This window comes from Microbacterium neimengense (assembly GCF_054782995.1).
In genome coordinates this window covers 105744-124116 of record NZ_BAAGRK010000015.1, presented here as the reverse complement: position 1 = coordinate 124116, position 18373 = coordinate 105744, and the positions used below count along the sequence as shown (strand labels likewise).

Sequence of the window (18373 nt, the reverse complement as noted above, 5' to 3'; positions counted from 1 at the left end):
GCGCGCGGGCGTGTCGCCCAAGTCCCGCGGGAATCGTCGCCGGAGGCGTCAGCGGATGACGGGGACCTCGGGCGAGGAGACGTCGTAGACGGCGACGCCGTCCGGCGGACGGGTCGCCGTGAGCTTCTGCAGCACGAGCGCCTTGAGCGCGGATTCGTCCGCGCTCCCCCACACCACGCGCGTGTTCGTCCCGCCGAGGGTCAGCGTCACATCGTCGGCGGTCTTCGCCTCGACCTGCGTGACCTGAGCTCGCAGGTCGGCGGGCAGCGCACGCATCGTCTTGCCGATCGCGGCGAACGCGACCCCGTCCTCACCGCCCGCGGCGTCGACGAGCGGGTAGCCCGCCGGCGGAGTCGGCGAGGTCGACAGCGCGACGCCGGCCGCATCCACGAGGGTGTAACCGGCGGCACCGGAGACCACGCCGATGGGCGTGCGCTCCACGATCCGCACGACCAGCTCGTGCGGCGGACGCGCTTCGAGCGTGTAGCTCTCCACGAGCGGGAAAGCCACCAGCGCCGCCTTGATCGAGGACGCGTCGATCGCGGCGAGCGGGGTTCCGCGCTGGCCGTCGAGGGCAGCCTCGACGTCGGCGGCGGACAGCTGGGAGGTGCCCACGATGCTGATCTTCTGCACGGCGAACAGCGGACTGTACGCCGCGCCGACCGTCGCGATCGTGACGAGCACGAGGGATGCGGCCACGCTCAGCCAGAGGATGCGCCGGCGACGCTGGCGGACCGTGAAGCGCCTGACCTCGGCGCGCAGCGCCTTGCGCCGAGAGCGGGCGGCGCGCCACACATCGCGCCAGCCGACGGGCGCCGTGGCGGTGTCGGCGCGTTCTGCATCCGTACGCTCGGCGTCCTGTGCCGAGTCGGCCTTCGGCGTCGCGGGTCCCCCTCCGGGCAGGAACAGCGGCGCGATGGGCGCCGTCTCCTGAAAATCCTCGTCCGCGACCGGCTGTGGCGCTTTCTCGCGCCGCGGCTCCACCGGGCGCGCGCGCAGCGGCGTCTCGGCGGGTCTCCCGCCCTGCGGCGGCAACGGCGAGGGTCGACGCATCCTCAGTCCTCGGGCGTCGGCGAGGCAGAGAGCGCGCTGAGCACCTGCGGGATGATCTGGTACACATTGCCGCAGCCCAGTGTGATGACGAAGTCGCCCTCACGAGCGATGTCGGCGGTGTAGTCGGCCGCCTCCTGCCAGTCGGCGACGTAGTGGACGCGGGCGGCATCGACGAATGCGTCACTGACGAGCTCCCCCGTCACGCCGGGGATCGGATCCTCCCTCGCGCCGTACACGTCCAGCACGACCGTGTGGTCGGCGAGCTCCTCGAGCACGCGTGCGAACTCGCCGGACATCAGCTGCGTGCGCGAATACGTGTGCGGCTGGTGGACGGCGATCAGCCGGCCGGAGCCCACGACGGTGCGCGCGGCGCTCAGCGCGGCCTGCACCTCGGTCGGATGATGCGCGTAGTCGTCGTACACGCTCACACCGCGCTCGACGCCGTGCAGCTCGAACCGGCGGACGGTGCCCGAGAACCCCGCGACGGCGCGCACCGCATCGGCGAAGGCATGGCCCAGCGCGAGAAGAACGGCGATCGCACCGGCCGCGTTGATGGCGTTGTGCTCCCCGGGGACGGAGAGCGACACGCGCTCCGACTGCCCCTCGGCACTCACGGTGAACGACACCGTCGCGGCGGCGTCGATGTCCGTGACCCGCACGTCCGCGTGCTCGTTCGCGCCGAAGGTCAGCACTCTCTCGTGCCGGATGCGGGCACGCACGTCGCGGGCGCCGGGGTCGTCCGCCGAGATCACGACAGCTTCGGAGGCGTCGTCGGCGAAGCGGACGAAACCGTCGAAGAAGGCCTCGCGACTCCCCCAGTGATCGAGGTGGTCGGGATCGACGTTCGTGATGAGTGCGACGGAGGTGTCGTACAGCAGGAACGTGCCGTCGGACTCATCCGCCTCGATGACGAAGAGCTCGTCGGCGCCCGTGCCGCTGGAGGTGCCCAACTGCGCGATGACACCGCCGTTGACGTAGTTCGGGTCGGCGCCGAGGGCCTGCAGCGCGGTGACGATCATCCCGGTGGAGGTCGTCTTGCCGTGCGCTCCGGCGACGGCGACGAGCGGGCGTGACCCGATGAGCCAGTGCAGCGCCTGCGAGCGGTGGATGACGCTCAGCCCGCGCTCCTTGGCCGTCACGAACTCGGGGTTCTCGGGCCAGATGGCTCCGGTGTGCACCACGGTGTCCGCATCCCCCAGGTGTGCGGCGTCGTGGCCGACATGAACGTCGGCGCCCGCAGCGGCGAGTTCACGCAGGGCCCGGGAGTCGGAGCGGTCCGAACCGGACACGCGGATGCCGCGCTCGAGGAACATCTTCGCGAGTCCGGACATCCCGGATCCGCCGATGCCGATGAAATGGGCCGCCGTGATGTCGGCGGGCAGGGGAAGGCTCAGGTCGGGTCTGATCATGACCGTCAAAGTCTACGTTCGCCCCGTCCGAGCACGGCTCCGGCGCGCGCGGACGGTCCCGCTCCGCATTGACGGCGCTGGTCGCCGGCGCTACGAAGGAGAGCATGCTCTCGCTGAACGTGGATGCGACTCTGCCTGAACCGCCCTATGCACAGTTGCGTGCGCAGGTCGTCTCCGCGATCTCCGCCGGCTCCCTCGCGCCGGGCGTGAAGCTGCCCACCGTGCGGGCCCTCGCGGACGACCTGGGGGTCGCACCCGGCACGGTCGCTCGCGCGTACAAAGAGCTCGAAGCGGACGGCGTGATCGAGACCCGAGGTCGCGCGGGGACGTTCGTGTCGTTCGCGGAGGACCCGCTGCGCAGCCAGGCCCAGCGAGCCGCGGTGGCGTACACCGCGACTGTCCGTTCGCTCGGAATCGCCGATGACGAAGCGGTCCGACTCGTGACCGATGCGCTGAGCGCGATGCGCTGAGCCGGCTCAGCCCCGCGCGCGGTCGATGAGCGCGATGACGTTCTCCGTTCCGCGGCGTGTGCCGACGACGACGGATGCCTCCCGCATCCGTGCGATGCGAGAGCGGTCCGCGATCAGCGGCAGGACCTCGGAGCGCACCCGGTCGGCGTCCAGTTCGGCGTCCGGGATGACGAACGCCGCTCCCGCGGCGACGGCGGATGCGGCATTCAGGCTCTGCTCGCCGTTGCCCACCGCATACGGAACATAGACGGCGGGAATGCCGAGCGCGCTGATCTCGCTGACCGTCGCCGCTCCCGAGCGGGAGACGATCGCATCGGCGACCGCGAAGGCGTAGTCCATCCGGTCGATGTACCGACGCACGACGTAGCCGCGCACGGCCGGGTCGGCGAGCTCGGACCGCTCTCCGGTGATGTGCAGCAGCTGCCAGCCGGCGGCGAGGACGTCTTCGTAGGCGGCTGCGAACGCGTCGTTGAGTCTCTGCGCACCCAGCGACCCGCCGAAGACGAGGAGCGTGGGGCGAGCCGGGTCGAGGCCGAAGGACGCTGCGGCTTGTGGCCGCAGAGCCGCAGGGTCGAGTGACACGATCTCTCGGCGCAACGGCATCCCGACCACCTCGGAGCGGCGCAGCGGCGTCCCCTCGAAGGCCACTCCGACGGCGGCGGCGCGACGAGCGCCGAGGACGTTCGCCAGCCCGGGCTTCGCGTTCGCCTCGTGCACGACGACGGGGACCCCGGCACGGCGGGCGGCGACGTACGCGGGAGCCGCGGCATACCCGCCGAATCCCACCACGACGTCGACCCGGCGCTCGCGGATGTAGCCGCGCACCTGCGCCACAGCACGCCGCCATCGGGCGGGAAAGCGCAGCGCCGCACCGTTCGGGCGACGCGGGAAGGGCACTTTGTCGACGATGAGCAGCTCGTAGCCGCGGGCGGGAACCAGCCGCGACTCCAGCCCTTCGCGGGTACCCAGCACAAGGATCTGCGCGTCCGGCTCTCGCTCGCGCAGCCCGTCGGCGACCGCGAGCAGGGGGTTCACATGACCGGCAGTGCCACCGCCGGCGAGAAGATACGTCGTCACCGGGTGATTCTGCCACGCGGCGACGGCGATGCCGCTGAGCGCGCCTTGTGCGGGATGGTGCGCGCGAACGAGAGCAGCACACCGCAGGCTATGAGCACCGACATGAGCGAGGTCCCGCCCTGCGACAGGAACGGTAAGGGGACGCCGAAGACGGGCAGCAGCCGCAGCACGACGCCGATGTTGAGCAACGCCTGGCCGATGATCCAGACGGTGATCGCACCGGCGGCGATCCGCACGAACGGATCGTCGGTCTTGCGCACGATGTGGAACGCTCCGACCGCGAAGATCGCGAAGAGGGTGAGCACGACGATGCAGCCGATCAGCCCGAGCTCCTCTCCGACGATCGCGAAGATGTAGTCGTTGGCCGCAGCGGGCAGCCAACTGTACTTCTCCTTCGAGTTGCCCAGGCCCACGCCGAACACGCCGCCGCCGGCGAGGCCCCAGATGCCGTGCAGCGGCTGGTAGCAGTCGCCGTAGTAGTCGGCGAGGCAGTCGTTGGAGAGGAAGCTCATGTACCGGCGCATGCGGTCGGGGCTCGAGATCGCGAAGTACGCGACGCCGCCCGCAAAGAGCAGGAGCGGCAGGAGGAAGACCCGAAGCTTCACGCCGGAGAAGAACAGACCCGCGAGCATGATGAGCACGAGGATGATCGCGGTGCCGAGGTCGTGCCCGGCCATGACCGTTCCGATGACGGCGATGCCCACCGGAACAGCGGGGATGAAGACGTGGCGCCAGTCGGCGAGCAGCGTTCGCTTGCGATAGAGGATGTATCCCAGCCAGATCGCGAGGGTGACCTTCAGGAACTCCGACGGCTGCGCTTGGAGGCCTGCGATGCGGATCCAGTTCTGGTTGCCGTCGTTCGTGATGCCCAGCGGCGTGAACACGAGCAGCTGGAAGACCGTCGCCCCGATCAGGGCGGGCCAGGCCATGCGCTTCCAGAACCGCAGGGGCATCCGGGAGGCGAGGAACATGAGCGGGATGCCGATGACCGCGAACACGCCCTGCTTGATGACGGCGTCGTAGGGACCGCCGCCGGCGTCCTCACTCGTCGCCGACGTCGCGGAGAGCACCATCACGAGCCCGAAGCCGGTGAGGATCAGCGCCGTCGACGCGATGAGCAGGAACTCGCTGGGCACAGGAGCGAAGACGCGTCCGAGAGAGACGCGCGCGGCCAGTCCCCGCTTCGCGGGCTCAGGCTCCTGCGGGAGGGGCCTGGTCCTCGTCGTGTCGACCACCCGCATCCCTTTCGATCCTCGTGCGCACGGCGTCCGCGAAGCGTGTCCCGCGGTCCGCGTAGGACGTGAACTGATCGAAGGATGCGGCGGCGGGGGCGAGCAGAACCACGTCCCCGTCGTGCGCGATCTTCATCGCCAGCTCGACGACCTGCGCCATGACGTCTTCAGTCTCGGTCTCAACGACCTCGAAGACGGGAACCGCGGGCGCGTGTCGCGCGAACGCCGCCAGCACCTCGATGCGATCGGCGCCGATGACGACGGCCGCCTTCGCCCGGACGCCGCGCGTCGCCACGAGGTCGGAGACATCCACGCCCTTCAGCTGACCGCCGACGATCCAGATGGCACCGGGGTAGGCGGCGAGCGAGGATGCGGCGGCATGCGGATTCGTGGCCTTGGAGTCGTCCACCCAGGTCACCCCCGCCGCTGTGGCGACGATCTCGATGCGATGCGGGTCGAGGCGGAACCGGGCGAGCGCTTCGCGGATGGCAGCAGGCTCCGCGCCCACCGACCGGGCCAGCGCCGCGGCTGCGAGCACGTTCGCGACCATATGCGGAGCCGCGAGCTGCTGGCGGGCGAGCTCCTCGAGCGTCGTCAGCTCCAGGGCGCTGTTGCGGCGGTCGTCGAGGAAGGCCCGGTCGACGAGGATGCCCTCCACGACGCCGAGGTCACTCGGACCCGGCATCCCGAGGTCGAAGCCGATGGCGCGCGCGCCGTCCACGACGTCCGCGCCCTCGACCATCCGGCGGGTGGCGTCGTCGGCCTTGTTGTAGACGCAGGCCATCCGCGTGTGGGAGTAGACGACGGCCTTCGCATCGCGGTACGCGGCGAAGGATCCGTGCCACTGCAGGTGGTCGTCGGCGAGGTTGAGGCACACGCTGGCCCAGGGAGACACGGGTTCGGGCCCTGTCTGCAGCGAGAGATACCAGAGCTGGTGGCTGGACACCTCCACCACGAGCACATCGAATCCGGCGGGATCGCGCACCGCATCCAGCACCGGGACCCCGATGTTGCCGACGGGGGCGACACGGTAGCCCGCGGTCTGCAGCATCGTGGCGGTCAGTCGCGTGGTCGTCGTCTTGCCGTTGGTGCCCGTGACGAGGATCCACTCGTGCGGGGACCCGTCCGGCCGTGGCACCTTGTCGCGCACGCGCCATGCCAGCTCGAGGTCGCCCCAGAGCGGGACACCCTCGGCGCGCGTCCAGGAGACCACCGGGTGATGCGGGGCGAAGCCGGGCGAGGCGACGACGAGGTCGGGGCGATGTGCGACCAGCGCCTCGGGGACTGTGTCCAGCGGCCCGGTCCACAGCTGTGCACCGATAACCGGCAGCAGCCGGGCGTACTCCTCATCGGCGCTCTCGCTGACCACGAGCACATCGGCACCGAGTTCGGCCAGGGTGTCGGCGACGGAGAATCCGGTCATCGACAGGCCGAGCACGACGACCCGCAGCCCCTTCCAGTCGGCGTGCCAGCTGTTCAGGGCGTCCAGACGAGCATCGGTCACGATCGCACAAGCCATTCCACGTAGAAGAGACCGACGCCGGTCAGCGCGAGAAGGCCGGCGATGATCCACATTCGCACCACGATCGTGATCTCGGGCCAGCCGCGCATCTCGAGATGGTGGTGCAGTGGGCTCATGAGGAACAGTCGCTTGCCGCGCGTGAGCTTGAAGTAGAAGCGCTGCAGGATGACGGAGCCCGATGCGATGACGTAGACGCCGGCGATGACGGCGAGCAGGATCTCGGTGCGGGTGAGGATCGCGAGAGCGACGATCACACCGCCGATCGACATCGAGCCCACGTCACCCATGAACACCCGCGCCTTGGGAGCGTTCCACCAGAGAAAGCCCACGAGTGCACCGATGAAGGATGCGGCGATGATCGCGAGGTCGAACGGATCGCGCGTCTGGTAGCAGGCGTCTTGCAGCCCGCGGCCGATCGCGTCGAGGTCGCACGGCTGCTTGAACTGCCAGAAGGAGATCAGGGCAAGGGCGCTCGTAACGAAGATCCCGGAGCCGGCGGCGAGCCCGTCGAGGCCGTCGGCCACGTTGACCGAGTTCGAGGCGGCGACGCCGAGGAACGCGATCCACGCCAGGTAGAGCGCCCATCCGACGACGGCGCCCAGCGCCATGAAAGAGAGCACCGGAATGTCGCGGAAGAGCGACACGAAGGGGCTCGCCGGCGTCTGTCCGTCGGCGTTCGGCAGGCTCAATCCGACGATGCCGAACGGAACCACGACGAGGATCTGGCCGATGATCTTGCGCCAGCCTGAGAGTCCGAGACTGTTCTGGCGACGCACCTTCATGAAGTCGTCGATGAACCCGACGACGCCGAAGCCGACCATCATCCAGATGACGAGCAGGCCGGAGATCGTGGGCGGGTTGCCGCCCGCGTAGGTGCCGATGAAGTAGCCGACGAGGCTTCCCACGATGAAGATCGTGCCGCCCATCGTGACCGTGCCGCGCTTCGCGCCGTGACTCGGGTTGTGCTCGTTCTCCGGGGTGCGGATCACCTGACCCCACCCCCACGCCCGGAACAGCCGCAGGAAGACGGGCGTCAGGAACAGGGTGAAGGCGAGCGAGATCGCGGCGGCTGTCAGGAGTGATCTCACGAGAACGATTCTCCCAGACGGTCGCCGAGGAAGCGGAGCCCGGCGGAGTTGGACGACTTCACGAGCACGCGGTCGCCGTCGCGCAGCTCCCCCATGAGGTAGGTGTACGCCGCATCCGCGTCGTCGAAGAACACGGCCTCGTCGCTCCACGAACCCTCGGCGACCGCCGCGAGGTACATGCGCCGCGCGGCATGTCCGATGATCACGATGCGCGGGATGCGCAGACGGACGGCGAGCTCGCCGATGCGGTCGTGCTCCTCCCCCGCGTACTCGCCGAGCTCGCTCATCGCGCCGAGGACGGCGACCATCCGCTCGTCCGGGGCGGTGATCTGCGCCAGTGTCCGCAGCGCCGCGACCATCGAGTCGGGGCTCGCGTTGTAGGCGTCGTTGATGATGCGCACGCGCTCGGAGCCCAGCGTTTGCATACGCCAGCGCTCGGCGAGCTCCACGGACTCCAGACGGGTCACGATGTCGTCGATCGCCACGCCGAGGGCGGTCGCGGCCGCTGCCGCGGCGAGGGCGTTCATCACGTGGTGGGCGCCCAGGACGCGCAGCGCCACCGGGCGGCTCTCACCATCGACCGTGAGGACGAAACGCGTGCCGGATGCGGTGACTTCGACATCGCTGCCGCGCACGGCGGCATCCTCGCCGAGACCGAACCAGCGCACGTCGACGGACCGTTCGGCTGCGATGGGGGCCATGGCCCGCACGCGCGTGTCGTCGACGTTGAGCACGGCGAGTCCGCCCGGGCGCAGCGCACGCACGAGCTCGCTCTTGGCGTGGAAGGTCGCCTCGATGCCGCCGAAGCCGCCGGCGTGAGCCATGCCGACCATCAGCACGACGCCCATGTCGGGTTCGACGAGCCCCGCCAGGTGTGCGATCGCGCCGGGGGCGCTCGCACCGAATTCGCTCACCAGGAAGCGCGTGTCGTGGGTGACGCGCAGCATCGTGAGCGGCGCGCCGACCTCGTTGTTGAACGAGGCACGGGGAGCTACGGTCTCGCCCTCCGGCTCGAGGATGCGGGCGAGCAGGTTCTTGGTGGTCGTCTTGCCGTTGGAGCCGGTGATCCCCACGATCCGCAAGCGGCCGCCGGCGCGTACCTCGGCGACGACGGCGCGGGCGAGATCGGCGAGGGCGGCGACGGTGTCGGGCACGACGATCTGGGACACCGCGGCGTCGACCGGGCGCTCGACGATCGCGAGGACGGCGCCGAGAGCGACCGCGGCGTCGACGAACAGATGCCCGTCGGTGGTCTCGCCGGGCTTGGCGACGAAGATACCGCCGGGTCGCATCTGGCGCGAGTCGGTGTCGACGTCGCCGGAGACGACGGTGTCGGCGTCGTCAGAGCCGGCGGGGAGCAGGGTTCCGCCGAGGATCTCGGCGATGCGGGAGAGTGTGAGTGCGATCATGTCCTGGAGGGCGCCGCTCAGCCGATCTTCGGCAGCAGCTCGGGCTGCGAATCCGAGGGCAGGACCCGGTAGGTCTTCAAGACCTGGGTCATCGCCTTCTGGAAGGCCGCAGCGTTGGCCGCAGACGAGCGTACCGCAGTGGGCTGATCGAGGGTGACCGCCACGATGTACTGCGGGTCATCCACCGGCGCCATGCCGATCATGGTGGTGAAGTAGACACCGCTCTTGTAGCCGGAGCCGTCGGAGATCTCGCCTGTTCCGGTCTTCAGCCCCACCCGGTAGCCGCTGATGGCCGTGGTCTTGGCGTTGCCGCCCTGCACCGCGACGTTCTCGAGCAGCTCGCGGACCTGGTTCGCCGTGCTCGCGCTCACGACCTGCGTACTCGCGCCTGCATCCGCGTCCTGAACCGTTCCGTCGGCCTTCGTGCATGATTCGACGAGCGACAGCGGCACCTTCGTACCGTCGTTGGCGATCGCCTGGTAGGCACCCATCAGCTGCGGCAGCGTGGTGGCGACACCCTGACCGAACGAGGTGTTGTAGAAGGTCTGGTTGTCCCACTGGTCGACGGGACGCAGCGTCCCCTTGGCCTCGCCGGGGAAGTCCACACCGCTGATCTGGCCGATGCCGAACTTCTGCAGGTAGTCGTAGCGCGTCTGCGCCGGGACCTTCTCGGCGAACTTCGAGATGCCGACGTTCGAGGAGTCGATGAGCACGCCCGCGAGCGTGTAGTTCAAAGCCCCGTGAGGGATCGCGTCCTGGACACGGGCGCCGTTGGGGAAGGTCTCGCGCCCGGACGCGGTGACGGTCGAGGTCGGCGTCGCCGCACCCGCATCGATCACCGTCGCCGCCGACAGTGCCTTGAACGTCGAGCCGGGCTCGAACGTGCCGCGGAAGATCCGGCTGGAGCGATCCTCCGGCGCCGTCGCCGAGACGTTGTTCGGGTCGACGGTGGGCCACTCCGCCGCGGCACGGATCTTGCCGGTCTTGGCTTCCACGACCATGATCTGTCCGTGCTGCGCACCCTGGTTGGTCGCCTGCTCCGCGATCAATTGCTGCAGGTAGTACTGCAGGTCGCGGTCGATCGTGAGGGTGAGCGTGCCACCGTCGACAGCCGGCGTCACCTGCTCGGTGCCGGGGATGATCACGCCGTCCTTGCCCCGCTGGAAGACGCGCTCGCCCTCGGTCGGTGCCAGGCACGAGTTCTGGGCGGCCTCGAGTCCTTCCAGCGGCTCCCCGTCGGAACCCACGAATCCGACCAGGTTGCCGGCGACGGCCCCGTCGGGATACGTCCTGGCGGGATGCGGCCGCATCGTCAGATAGGGGATGCGCAGATCCAGCAGCTGCTGGTACTTCTCGGTCGAGAGCCCGTTCTTGAGCGACGCGTACTGCGACTTCGGGTTGACCGCGAGGGCGTCCGCGACGATCTTCTGCACGTCCTCGGCGCTCTGGCCGGTGATCTGGGCGATCTCGCCCGCCACGGTCGGCCAGTCGACCTCGATCTCGTTGCCCGAGGCATCCGTGCGCTCGATCGGTCCCACGTTGCTGGGATCGAGCTCCGCGTCGTAGGTGAGAATGCTGCCCGCGAGGACGTTGCCGTTCTCGTCGACGATTGATCCGCGCGTGCCGTAGAGAGTGGTCTTGCCGCCCATCGCGATGCGCAGCGAGTCGTCGATGTGCTCTCCGGCATTCACCACCTGGATGTCCACAAGGCGCACCACGAAGGCGACGAGGACGGCCAGCACCACGGCCAGGGCGATGACGGTGCGGCGACGGGGGGTTCGCGTGCTTCTCGTCGTCATGGTCTCAGTGTGTGGCAGGTGTCGGTAGTCCGTCGGTCAGCGCGGGGGGTGTCGCCGGATCGATCCCCGTGCCCGTCTCGGTCTCGGCCGCAGGCGGCGCCTGCACGCCGTTGATGGTGGCATCGGGTGCGGTGACGAGCGGAGTCTCGGTGATGAGCGCGTTCGACACGGCACCGCGCCCCAGCGGGTCGATCGTCGACGTGTAGACGGATGCCTGCTGCGCTCCGAGGACCGCACCGTCGCTGAGGCGGAGATAGCTCGGCGACTCGTTGATGACCATGCCCAGTGCCGCGGCGTTCGCCGCGAGGTACTGGGGCGAGCTGAGGCCGGCGACCTGGTCGTAGAGGATCTGCTTCTGCACCGTCAGATCACGCTGCTGCTGCGTCAGGCTCGCGAGTTCGAAAGAGCTCTGGGTCGACAGGACCGACAGCACCATCTGTGCACCCGCGATCGCGAGCGCCCCCGCGACGGCGATGATGCCGTACACCAGGCGGGGACGACGACGGCGGGCCGGGGACTCGACGGGGCGGAGAGTGCGCTCCGGCCGACGCCCGACCTCGGACCCGCGTTCGAGCGGCTCAATGGCCCAGGCTGTGCTCGTGGTGGTGCTCATACGATCTCCCGGACTCGTTCGGCGGCACGAAGTCGTACCGGGGTGGCGCGCGGGTTGGACTCGCGCTCGGCGTCGGAGGCGAGTTCCGCCCCCTTCACCAGCAGGCGGAACTGGGGCGCGTGCTCGGGCAACTCGACGGGCAGGCCCGCGGGGGCGGTCGAGCTGCTCGCGCGGGCGAACTCGCGCTTGACGAAGCGGTCTTCGAGCGATTGGTAGCTGAGCACGACGATGCGACCGCCCACCGCGAGCAGCTCGAGGGCCGCGGGAAGCGCCTGTTCGAGAGCGGCGAGTTCCGCGTTGACTTCGATGCGCAGCGCCTGGAAGACCCGCTTGGCCGGATGCCCCGCGTTGCGCAGCGCCGCGGGCGTGGCGGCGTCGAGGATCTCGACGAGCCGGCCCGAGCGGACGATGGGCTCCGCCTGACGCGCGGCGATGATCGCGCGCGCGTAGCGGCCCGCGAGCTTCTCCTCGCCGTATCGCTCGAAGATCCGACGCAGATCGCCCTCGCCGTACGTGGCCAGCACGTCTGCGGCGGTCATACCGGCGGACTGGTCCATGCGCATGTCGAGCGGCGCGTCCTTGGCGTAGGCGAAGCCGCGCTCGGCCTCATCCAGCTGCAGCGAGGAGACACCCAGGTCGAACAGGATGCCGTCGATGCGGTCGACTCCCGCCGATGCGACGGCGGCGCGAATGCCGTCGTAGACCGTGTGCACGAGGGTCGTGCGATCGGCGAATCGGGCCAGCCGCTCCCCCGCGATGCGCAGCGCGTCGGTGTCGCGATCGAGACCGATCAGCCGGAGTCCGTCGAATCGTTCGAGGAAGGCCTCGCTGTGGCCTCCCATGCCGAGGGTCGCGTCGACGAAGACGGCGCCCTCGTTCTCGAGCGCGGGCGCCAGCAGTTCGACGCAGCGCTCGAGCAGGACCGGGGTGTGGATGTCGCGGAAGTCCATGATGCGGGGGCCGGGTCCCTCGGTCCTGATCCCCATCCGCTCCGACCTGACACCGGGGAAGTGCGTCAGGGCTCGAGCGGCTGGGAATCAGGGTCGAGGGCTCAGAACAGGCCCGGGATCACCTCCTGCTCCATCTCGGAGTACGTCTCTTCATTGCTCTCGGCGTAGGAGTTCCACGCCTCGGCGTCCCAGATCTCCGCATGGGCGCCGACACCGGTCACGACGAGCTCGCGCTCGAGGCCGGCATACGTGCGCAGCGCCGGCGGGATCGTGATGCGGTTCTGACCGTCGGGCTTCTCGGCACTCGCACCCGAGAGGAACATCCGCAAGAAGTCGCGTGCCTGCTTGTTGGTCAGGGGCGCCTCGCGGATGCGCTCGTGCACCTTCTCGAACTCCTCAGTCGCGAAGACGTAGAGGCAGCGGTCCTGTCCACGGGTGATCACGACGCCGCCGCCGAGGTCGTCGCGGAACTTGGCCGGGAGGATGACGCGCCCTTTGTCGTCGAGCTTGGGGGTGTGCGTGCCGAGCAGCATTCGCGCATCCCCCCTCCTTCGTCCGGCCCACGTGTGAGGTGATCGCCACTTTACTCCACTTCCCTCCACTTCACTACACATTCGGGAGTGGATCTGGGCGGACGCTCCCCACACACGAAAAAGCGCCGACCCCGAAGGGTCGGCGCTTGTGAGAAGCGGAGGGTCAGCGGCCTTCTTGGCGGCGGTCCCATCGATCGTTCATGCGGTCCATGAATCCGGCGGAGGGCCTGGATGCGGAGCCGCCGGTTCGCGGCGCGGCGCTGGGACGGGCGGTCTTGGAGGGAGTGAGCGCGAAGATCACGCCTCCGAGCATGACGATGAAGCCGATGACGCCCACCACGATCAGTTGCGTGGAGAGTCCGACGATCAGTCCGCCCAGCCCGACGAGCACGAGGATCGTGCCGTACACGATGTTGCGGTAGCTGAGCGCACGGCCGCCCTGCGGCGCGCTGACGACGTCGGCGTCATTGCTCATGAGATGGCGTTCCATCTCGTCGAGCAGGCGCTGCTCTTGTTCGGAGAGAGGCATTCGTCCCCCTAGGGTCACGGCGATGCTTGGATTCTACGCGCCGCCTGTCGAACTAGGCTAGGCCCGTGTCGAGGACCACAGACGCGATCGAAGCGGTTTCCCAGCGACTGGATACGTTCTTCGGATCGCAGGAGCAGGCCGCGCGGGCGATGGGCCCCGACGCCCTCGCCTTCGTCGAAGACGTGCGCGACACCGTGACCGGTGGAAAGCGCCTGCGCGCGCGGTTCTGTGTGACGGGATGGCGCGCCGTCGCGGAGCGCGTCGACCCCGGCGCCACACCGCCCGCAGCCGTCGTCGCGACGGCTGCGGCGCTGGAGGTCTTCCAGGCCGCCGCCCTCGTGCACGACGACCTGATCGACAACTCGGACACCCGCCGCGGACGACCCTCCCTGCATCGCGCCCTCCAGGCGCAGCACATCGCCCGGTTGTGGGCGGGCGACGCCGCCGCCTTCGGTCGTTCAGCTGCCCTCCTCGGCGGCGATCTGCTGGTGGCCTTCAGCGACGACCTCCTCGAGGAGGGGCTGGCGCTCACGGACCATGCGGCCGCGGCCCGTGCCGAGTACGCGCGGATGCGGCGCGACGTCACCATCGGGCAGTACCTCGACATCGCCGAAGAGTCCGCCTTCGCGGTCGCCGACGACGCGACGCACGCCGACCGCGCGCTGCGCGTGGCCTCGCTCAAGTCCGCCCGCTACAGCGTGGAACAGCCGCTGCGCATCGGAGCTTCACTAGCCGGCGCCGATCGGACGCAGCTCGACGCGTTGAGCGCGTTCGGGCATCCGGTCGGAATGGCGTTCCAGTTACGCGACGACGTGCTCGGAGTCTTCGGCGACGCCGCCGAGACCGGGAAACCCTCCGGCGACGACCTGCGCGAAGGCAAGCGCACCGTTCTCATCGCCTACGCCCGCGACTCGCTCGGGACGGGCGCGCGACGCACCCTCGACGAGCTCTTGGGTGATCCCGACCTCGACGAGCAGCAGATCGCGGCGTTGCAGCGCACGATCATCGACAGCGGCGCCGTCGACCGCGTCGAGCAGCTCATTACGGCCTATGTGCGCGAGGCGGACCGGGCCCTGTCCGCCGCCCCCTTGGCGAACGCGACGGTCGGCGAACTGCGCGATCTCGCGCGAGCCGCCACCGAGCGTCGCTCCTGAGCGAGGCTCGCGTCAGGCGAGGGCGCGCGCGACGCGTCGCACTTCGCTCTTGCGCCCCTGCAGCAGCGACGTGATCGGGGCCTGCCCGATCGACTCCTCGTACGCGAGGAGCCAGTCGATGGCCTCGTCGTCGGTCAGTCCTGCGTCCCGCAGCGCGAAGATCGTGCCGCGCAGCGACGACAACGGCGCACCGTCGATGAGGAAGACGCTCGGCACACGGAAGGAGCCTTCACGACGCGACCCGATGAGGTAGCCGTCGTCGAGCAGACGCCGGACACGGCTCAGCGATTCACCGGTCAGTTCGACCAGCTCGGGCAGTGCAAGCCATTCGGTGGGGACAGGGGTCTCAGAACTCACCCGTCCATGTTCTCATCCGCACGCAGCGCGCCGTGCGGGGCGTGCGCCGAAAGATGGGAGAGATCTCATCTGTCACACCCGTCACTTCCGTTGACCTCGGTACACACGCGTGTCAGGGTGGCGGGACCCCGGATGTGAAAGAGAGGACGACCATGCTCGTGGACGTCTCCCACCACCCGCGCGCCGTCATCGGCGCCTCCGCCCTCGTGAGCACGGTCGCGCTCACCCTGATCGCCGCACCCGCGCACGCGTCCACGACGGAGCCGGCGCGTCTGGGCGTGCCGCGCCCCGCCCAGACGCCGCCGGCGAGCACGCACACCGTCGCGGCCGGAGAGTCCGTCGCGGCGATCGCCGCGCGCTACGGACTGGCCACGGCCGACGTGCTCTCGTGGAACGGCCTGTCGTGGGAGAACTCGCTGATCCGCCCCGGTCAGGTGCTGACCCTCGTCGCGCCGACCGCACCCGCCCCCGCTGCCGCGCCCGCACCTGCCGTGGGAGCGTCTCACACGGTCGTCGCCGGCGACACGATCAGCGGGATCGCCGGGCGCCACGGCTCCACGGCAGGAGAAGTCCTGGCCGCCAATGGCCTCACCTGGGACTCGATCATCTACCCGGGCCAGACGATCACCGTGCCGGCCCCCGCAGCATCCGCGGCCGCGCCTGCACCGGCACCGGCCGCCGCGGCAGGGCCCGGCCTGGAACTGGACGCCGAGCAGTCCGAAAATGCGCGCACCATCATCCGTATCGGCCGCGAGCTGGGTGTTCCCGAGCGCGGGATCGCCATCGCGCTGGGCACGGCCATGCAGGAGTCGTGGCTGCGCAACCTCGACTGGGGCGACCGCGACTCGCAGGGTCTGTTCCAGCAGCGTCCCTCCACCGGGTGGGGCACGGTGGAGGAGGTCCGGGATGCGGAGCGTGCCGCCCGCGCGTTCTTCGGCGGCCCCGCCGACCCCAACGGCACCCGCACCCGTGGCCTCCTGGACATCCCCGGCTGGGAGTCGATGACCTACGCGGACGCCGCACAGGCGGTGCAGATCTCGGCGTATCCGGATCGTTATGCCCGGTGGGAGCAGCCTTCTCTCGCCTGGCTGGCCGCCCTCGGGTAGCGCACGACGGTGGGATCAGCGGTGAGCCGCTGCCGGAGCTCACAGCGACCGCTCCGTAGACTCTCACCGTGAGCACGAGCCAGCGCACCGACCCGCTGATCGGCCGTCTCGTCGACGGCCGGTACCGCGTGCGCTCGCGCATCGCCCGCGGCGGCATGGCCACCGTGTACGTCGCAACCGATCTGCGCCTGGAACGGCGCGTGGCTCTCAAGGTCATGCACGGGCACCTCAGCGACGACACCGTGTTCCAGAGTCGGTTCATCCAGGAGGCGCGTGCGGCCGCACGCCTCGCCGACCCCCACGTGGTCAATGTGTTCGACCAGGGTCAAGACAGCGACATGGCGTACCTCGTCATGGAGTACCTGCCGGGCATCACGCTGCGAGAGCTCATGAAGGAGCAGCGCCGCATCCCGGTTCCGCAGACCATCACCATCATGGATGCGGTGCTCTCGGGTCTGGCCGCGGCGCACCGCGCCGGCATCGTGCACCGCGACGTCAAGCCCGAGAACGTGCTTCTGGCCGAGGACGGCCGCATCAAGATCGGCGACTTCGGTCTCGCCCGCGCCACCACGGCGAACACAGCGAGCGGTCAGATGCTGCTCGGGACGATCGCGTATCTCGCGCCCGAGCTCGTCACCCGCGGCAGCGCCGATGCCCGCAGCGACATCTACGCGCTCGGCATCCTTCTCTATGAGATGCTCACCGGCGAACAGCCGTACAAGGGCGAGCAGCCCATGCAGATCGCCTACCAGCACGCCACCGATTCGGTCCCCCGCCCGAGCGTGAAGAACCCGGCCGTCCCGGAGCAGCTCGACGAACTGGTGCTGTGGGCGACGGAACGCTCCCCCGACGCTCGCCCCGTCGACGCGGATCAGATGCTGCAGCGCCTGCGCGAGATCGAGCGCGAGCTGGGCATCGCCCCGCAGGTCGCACGCACGCTCGCGGTCGGCACGGCCGTGATCGATGACCGCCTGGACTCCGGAGAGCTGACGAAGGCGCTTCCGCTCGGCGGCACCGGTCCCACAGCCGTCGCGGAGGACGTCGACAACGCCACACTTCTGCGGCAGCGCGCACGCCGACGATCGGCGAAGGGCGCGTGGCTGTTGACACTGGTCGTGCTGCTGGCTGCGCTCGCCGGCGGGATCGGTTGGTGGTTCGGCTCCGGGCCGGGCTCGCTCGTAGCCGTCCCCGCGCTGGAGGGGCAGACGTTCGAATCCGCCCAAGCAGAGATCGTCGACCGCGGTCTGCGCGTCGAACGGGCGGACGAGTACAGCTTCGACGTCGAGGCGGGCACAGTCATCCGCACCGAGCCCGGAAGCGGGGAACGCGTCGAGAAGGACTCGCTCGTGCGAGTAGTGATGTCGCAGGGCCCGCAACCGCACGAGGTCGGCGCGTTGGCCGGGATGACGTTGGATGCGGCGACCGCCGCGATGCAGCAGGTGCGCGTCACCGTGGGCGACCCGCAGTACGTGTTCACCGACGCCGCCGACGGCACCGTCGTCGCCGCGTCCGTCTCCCCCGCCGCCGGCGGCGACGCGATCGACTGCTCGAACGGCTGCACCCTGCACGAGGGCGATGGGGCGAGCTTCACGGTCTCGCGCGGCCCCGTTCCGGATGTCGCGGGGATGAGCGTGTCGGACGCGACCAAGACCCTCACGGCCGTCGGGCTGTCCGTGTCCAGCGACAGCGCGTCTCAGACGAGCGAGACGATCGACGAGGGTCGCGTGATCGGGATCTCCGGCCGTGACGGCGGCGGCGACTGGCGTCCGAATGACACGGTGCAGCTGATCATCTCGGAGGGCCCGCCTCTGTTCGCCGTGCCCAACGTGGTGGGGATGACGTTGAGCGAGGCGAAGAAGACGCTCGAGGCGGCCGGATTCAAGGCGAAGTACGCGGGTTACTGGGATGCGGCCCCGAACGTGGCGAAGGTCGTGTCGCAGGATCCGACCGACGAGGAGAAGATCCGCAAGAACGCCAACGTGAGCCTCGTCCTCAGCCTGACCGGCTGAGTCGCACAGACTGCCTTCGCACGAAACGCCGAGAGCCGCCCGGCACGGATGCGGGGCGGCTCT

17 protein-coding genes are annotated in these 18373 nt (G+C 69.6%); 4 read left to right on the top strand and 13 right to left on the bottom strand.

Features of this window, described 5'->3' with window-relative positions:
• Window positions 1-48: 48 nt before the first annotated feature.
• A complete protein-coding gene (locus ACYVJS_RS11110) occupies window positions 49-1053 on the bottom strand; it encodes a cell division protein FtsQ/DivIB (RefSeq protein ID WP_460740009.1) in 1005 nt (334 codons plus the stop codon).
• A 2-nt stretch (window positions 1054-1055) separates the two neighbouring features.
• Window positions 1056-2462: a UDP-N-acetylmuramate--L-alanine ligase gene (murC, locus tag ACYVJS_RS11105; RefSeq protein WP_460740008.1), complete on the bottom strand. Its 1407-nt coding sequence runs from the start codon at window positions 2460-2462 to the stop codon at window positions 1056-1058.
• Between the two features lie 104 nt (window positions 2463-2566).
• On the opposite strand from murC, the gene ACYVJS_RS11100 reads away from it, so the two are divergent.
• Window positions 2567-2932 (top strand): GntR family transcriptional regulator, encoded by a 366-nt coding sequence (locus tag ACYVJS_RS11100; RefSeq protein ID WP_460740007.1) that lies wholly within the window; start codon window positions 2567-2569, stop codon window positions 2930-2932.
• A gap of 6 nt (window positions 2933-2938) precedes the next feature.
• Here the strand turns inward: ACYVJS_RS11100 and ACYVJS_RS11095 are convergent, their stop codons facing one another.
• The 10 genes from ACYVJS_RS11095 to ACYVJS_RS11050 all read right to left on the bottom strand — a co-directional run bounded on the left by ACYVJS_RS11095 (window position 2939) and on the right by ACYVJS_RS11050 (window position 13684).
• Window positions 2939-4009 carry a UDP-N-acetylglucosamine--N-acetylmuramyl-(pentapeptide) pyrophosphoryl-undecaprenol N-acetylglucosamine transferase gene (locus ACYVJS_RS11095; RefSeq protein WP_460740006.1) on the bottom strand — a complete coding sequence of 357 codons (1071 nt, stop codon included), beginning with the start codon at window positions 4007-4009 and terminating at the stop codon, window positions 2939-2941.
• Window positions 4006-5250, bottom strand: coding sequence for a putative lipid II flippase FtsW (gene ftsW / locus ACYVJS_RS11090; RefSeq protein ID WP_460740005.1), 1245 nt, complete (start codon window positions 5248-5250; stop codon window positions 4006-4008). The genes ACYVJS_RS11095 and ftsW overlap by 4 nt, the downstream gene beginning before the upstream one ends.
• Window positions 5201-6760: a UDP-N-acetylmuramoyl-L-alanine--D-glutamate ligase gene (gene murD / locus ACYVJS_RS11085; RefSeq protein ID WP_460740004.1), complete on the bottom strand. Its 1560-nt coding sequence runs from the start codon at window positions 6758-6760 to the stop codon at window positions 5201-5203. Before murD ends, ftsW begins: the two co-directional genes overlap by 50 nt.
• The gene (gene mraY / locus ACYVJS_RS11080; protein ID WP_460740003.1) at window positions 6742-7851 is read right to left on the bottom strand and encodes a phospho-N-acetylmuramoyl-pentapeptide-transferase; all 1110 of its coding nucleotides are present in this window, start codon (window positions 7849-7851) and stop codon (window positions 6742-6744) included. The genes murD and mraY overlap by 19 nt, the downstream gene beginning before the upstream one ends.
• Window positions 7848-9260, bottom strand: a complete 1413-nt coding sequence (locus ACYVJS_RS11075) for a UDP-N-acetylmuramoyl-tripeptide--D-alanyl-D-alanine ligase (RefSeq protein WP_460740002.1) — start codon at window positions 9258-9260, stop codon at window positions 7848-7850. The genes mraY and ACYVJS_RS11075 overlap by 4 nt, the downstream gene beginning before the upstream one ends.
• A 17-nt stretch (window positions 9261-9277) precedes the next feature.
• Entirely contained in the window at window positions 9278-11059 is a 1782-nt protein-coding gene (locus ACYVJS_RS11070) for a peptidoglycan D,D-transpeptidase FtsI family protein (RefSeq protein ID WP_460740001.1), read from the bottom strand.
• Window positions 11060-11063: 4 nt separating this feature from the next.
• Window positions 11064-11672, bottom strand: a complete 609-nt coding sequence (locus ACYVJS_RS11065; protein WP_460740000.1) for a hypothetical protein — start codon at window positions 11670-11672, stop codon at window positions 11064-11066.
• Complete coding sequence (rsmH, locus tag ACYVJS_RS11060) at window positions 11669-12658, bottom strand: 16S rRNA (cytosine(1402)-N(4))-methyltransferase RsmH (RefSeq protein ID WP_460739999.1); 990 nt, start codon at window positions 12656-12658, stop codon at window positions 11669-11671. Before rsmH ends, ACYVJS_RS11065 begins: the two co-directional genes overlap by 4 nt.
• Window positions 12659-12723: 65 nt before the next feature.
• Window positions 12724-13155, bottom strand: a complete 432-nt coding sequence (gene mraZ / locus ACYVJS_RS11055) for a division/cell wall cluster transcriptional repressor MraZ (RefSeq protein ID WP_234073091.1) — start codon at window positions 13153-13155, stop codon at window positions 12724-12726.
• Window positions 13156-13318: 163 nt separating this feature from the next.
• Window positions 13319-13684, bottom strand: coding sequence for a DUF3040 domain-containing protein (locus tag ACYVJS_RS11050; RefSeq protein ID WP_460739998.1), 366 nt, complete (start codon window positions 13682-13684; stop codon window positions 13319-13321).
• Window positions 13685-13749: 65 nt separating this feature from the next.
• On the opposite strand from ACYVJS_RS11050, the gene ACYVJS_RS11045 reads away from it, so the two are divergent.
• Window positions 13750-14838 carry a polyprenyl synthetase family protein gene (locus tag ACYVJS_RS11045; protein ID WP_460739997.1) on the top strand — a complete coding sequence of 363 codons (1089 nt, stop codon included), beginning with the start codon at window positions 13750-13752 and terminating at the stop codon, window positions 14836-14838.
• Between the two features lie 12 nt (window positions 14839-14850).
• Here ACYVJS_RS11045 and ACYVJS_RS11040 read toward each other — a convergent pair whose 3' ends face one another.
• Entirely contained in the window at window positions 14851-15195 is a 345-nt protein-coding gene (locus ACYVJS_RS11040) for an Rv2175c family DNA-binding protein (protein WP_460739996.1), read from the bottom strand.
• Window positions 15196-15347: 152 nt separating this feature from the next.
• On the opposite strand from ACYVJS_RS11040, the gene ACYVJS_RS11035 reads away from it, so the two are divergent.
• Both ACYVJS_RS11035 and pknB read left to right on the top strand, forming a co-directional pair.
• Window positions 15348-16301, top strand: a complete 954-nt coding sequence (locus tag ACYVJS_RS11035; RefSeq protein WP_460739995.1) for a LysM peptidoglycan-binding domain-containing protein — start codon at window positions 15348-15350, stop codon at window positions 16299-16301.
• A 68-nt stretch (window positions 16302-16369) separates the two neighbouring features.
• Entirely contained in the window at window positions 16370-18310 is a 1941-nt protein-coding gene (pknB, locus tag ACYVJS_RS11030) for a Stk1 family PASTA domain-containing Ser/Thr kinase (protein WP_460739994.1), read from the top strand.
• Window positions 18311-18373 lie beyond the last annotated feature (63 nt).

What these genes read in the sequence shown, in the direction of transcription:
- ACYVJS_RS11110 (WP_460740009.1), bottom strand. Translation starts at nt 1,053, where the DNA reads ATGCGTCGACCCTCGCCGTTGCCGCCGCAGGGCGGGAGACCCGCCGAG.
- murC (WP_460740008.1), bottom strand. Translation starts at nt 2,462, where the DNA reads ATGATCAGACCCGACCTGAGCCTTCCCCTGCCCGCCGACATCACGGCG.
- ACYVJS_RS11100 (WP_460740007.1), top strand. Translation starts at nt 2,567, where the DNA reads ATGCTCTCGCTGAACGTGGATGCGACTCTGCCTGAACCGCCCTATGCA.
- ftsW (WP_460740005.1), bottom strand. Translation starts at nt 5,250, where the DNA reads ATGCGGGTGGTCGACACGACGAGGACCAGGCCCCTCCCGCAGGAGCCT.
- murD (WP_460740004.1), bottom strand. Translation starts at nt 6,760, where the DNA reads ATGGCTTGTGCGATCGTGACCGATGCTCGTCTGGACGCCCTGAACAGC.
- ACYVJS_RS11075 (WP_460740002.1), bottom strand. Translation starts at nt 9,260, where the DNA reads ATGATCGCACTCACACTCTCCCGCATCGCCGAGATCCTCGGCGGAACC.
- ACYVJS_RS11070 (WP_460740001.1), bottom strand. Translation starts at nt 11,059, where the DNA reads ATGACGACGAGAAGCACGCGAACCCCCCGTCGCCGCACCGTCATCGCC.
- ACYVJS_RS11065 (WP_460740000.1), bottom strand. Translation starts at nt 11,672, where the DNA reads ATGAGCACCACCACGAGCACAGCCTGGGCCATTGAGCCGCTCGAACGC.
- rsmH (WP_460739999.1), bottom strand. Translation starts at nt 12,658, where the DNA reads ATGGGGATCAGGACCGAGGGACCCGGCCCCCGCATCATGGACTTCCGC.
- mraZ (WP_234073091.1), bottom strand. Translation starts at nt 13,155, where the DNA reads ATGCTGCTCGGCACGCACACCCCCAAGCTCGACGACAAAGGGCGCGTC.
- ACYVJS_RS11050 (WP_460739998.1), bottom strand. Translation starts at nt 13,684, where the DNA reads ATGCCTCTCTCCGAACAAGAGCAGCGCCTGCTCGACGAGATGGAACGC.
- ACYVJS_RS11035 (WP_460739995.1), top strand. Translation starts at nt 15,348, where the DNA reads ATGCTCGTGGACGTCTCCCACCACCCGCGCGCCGTCATCGGCGCCTCC.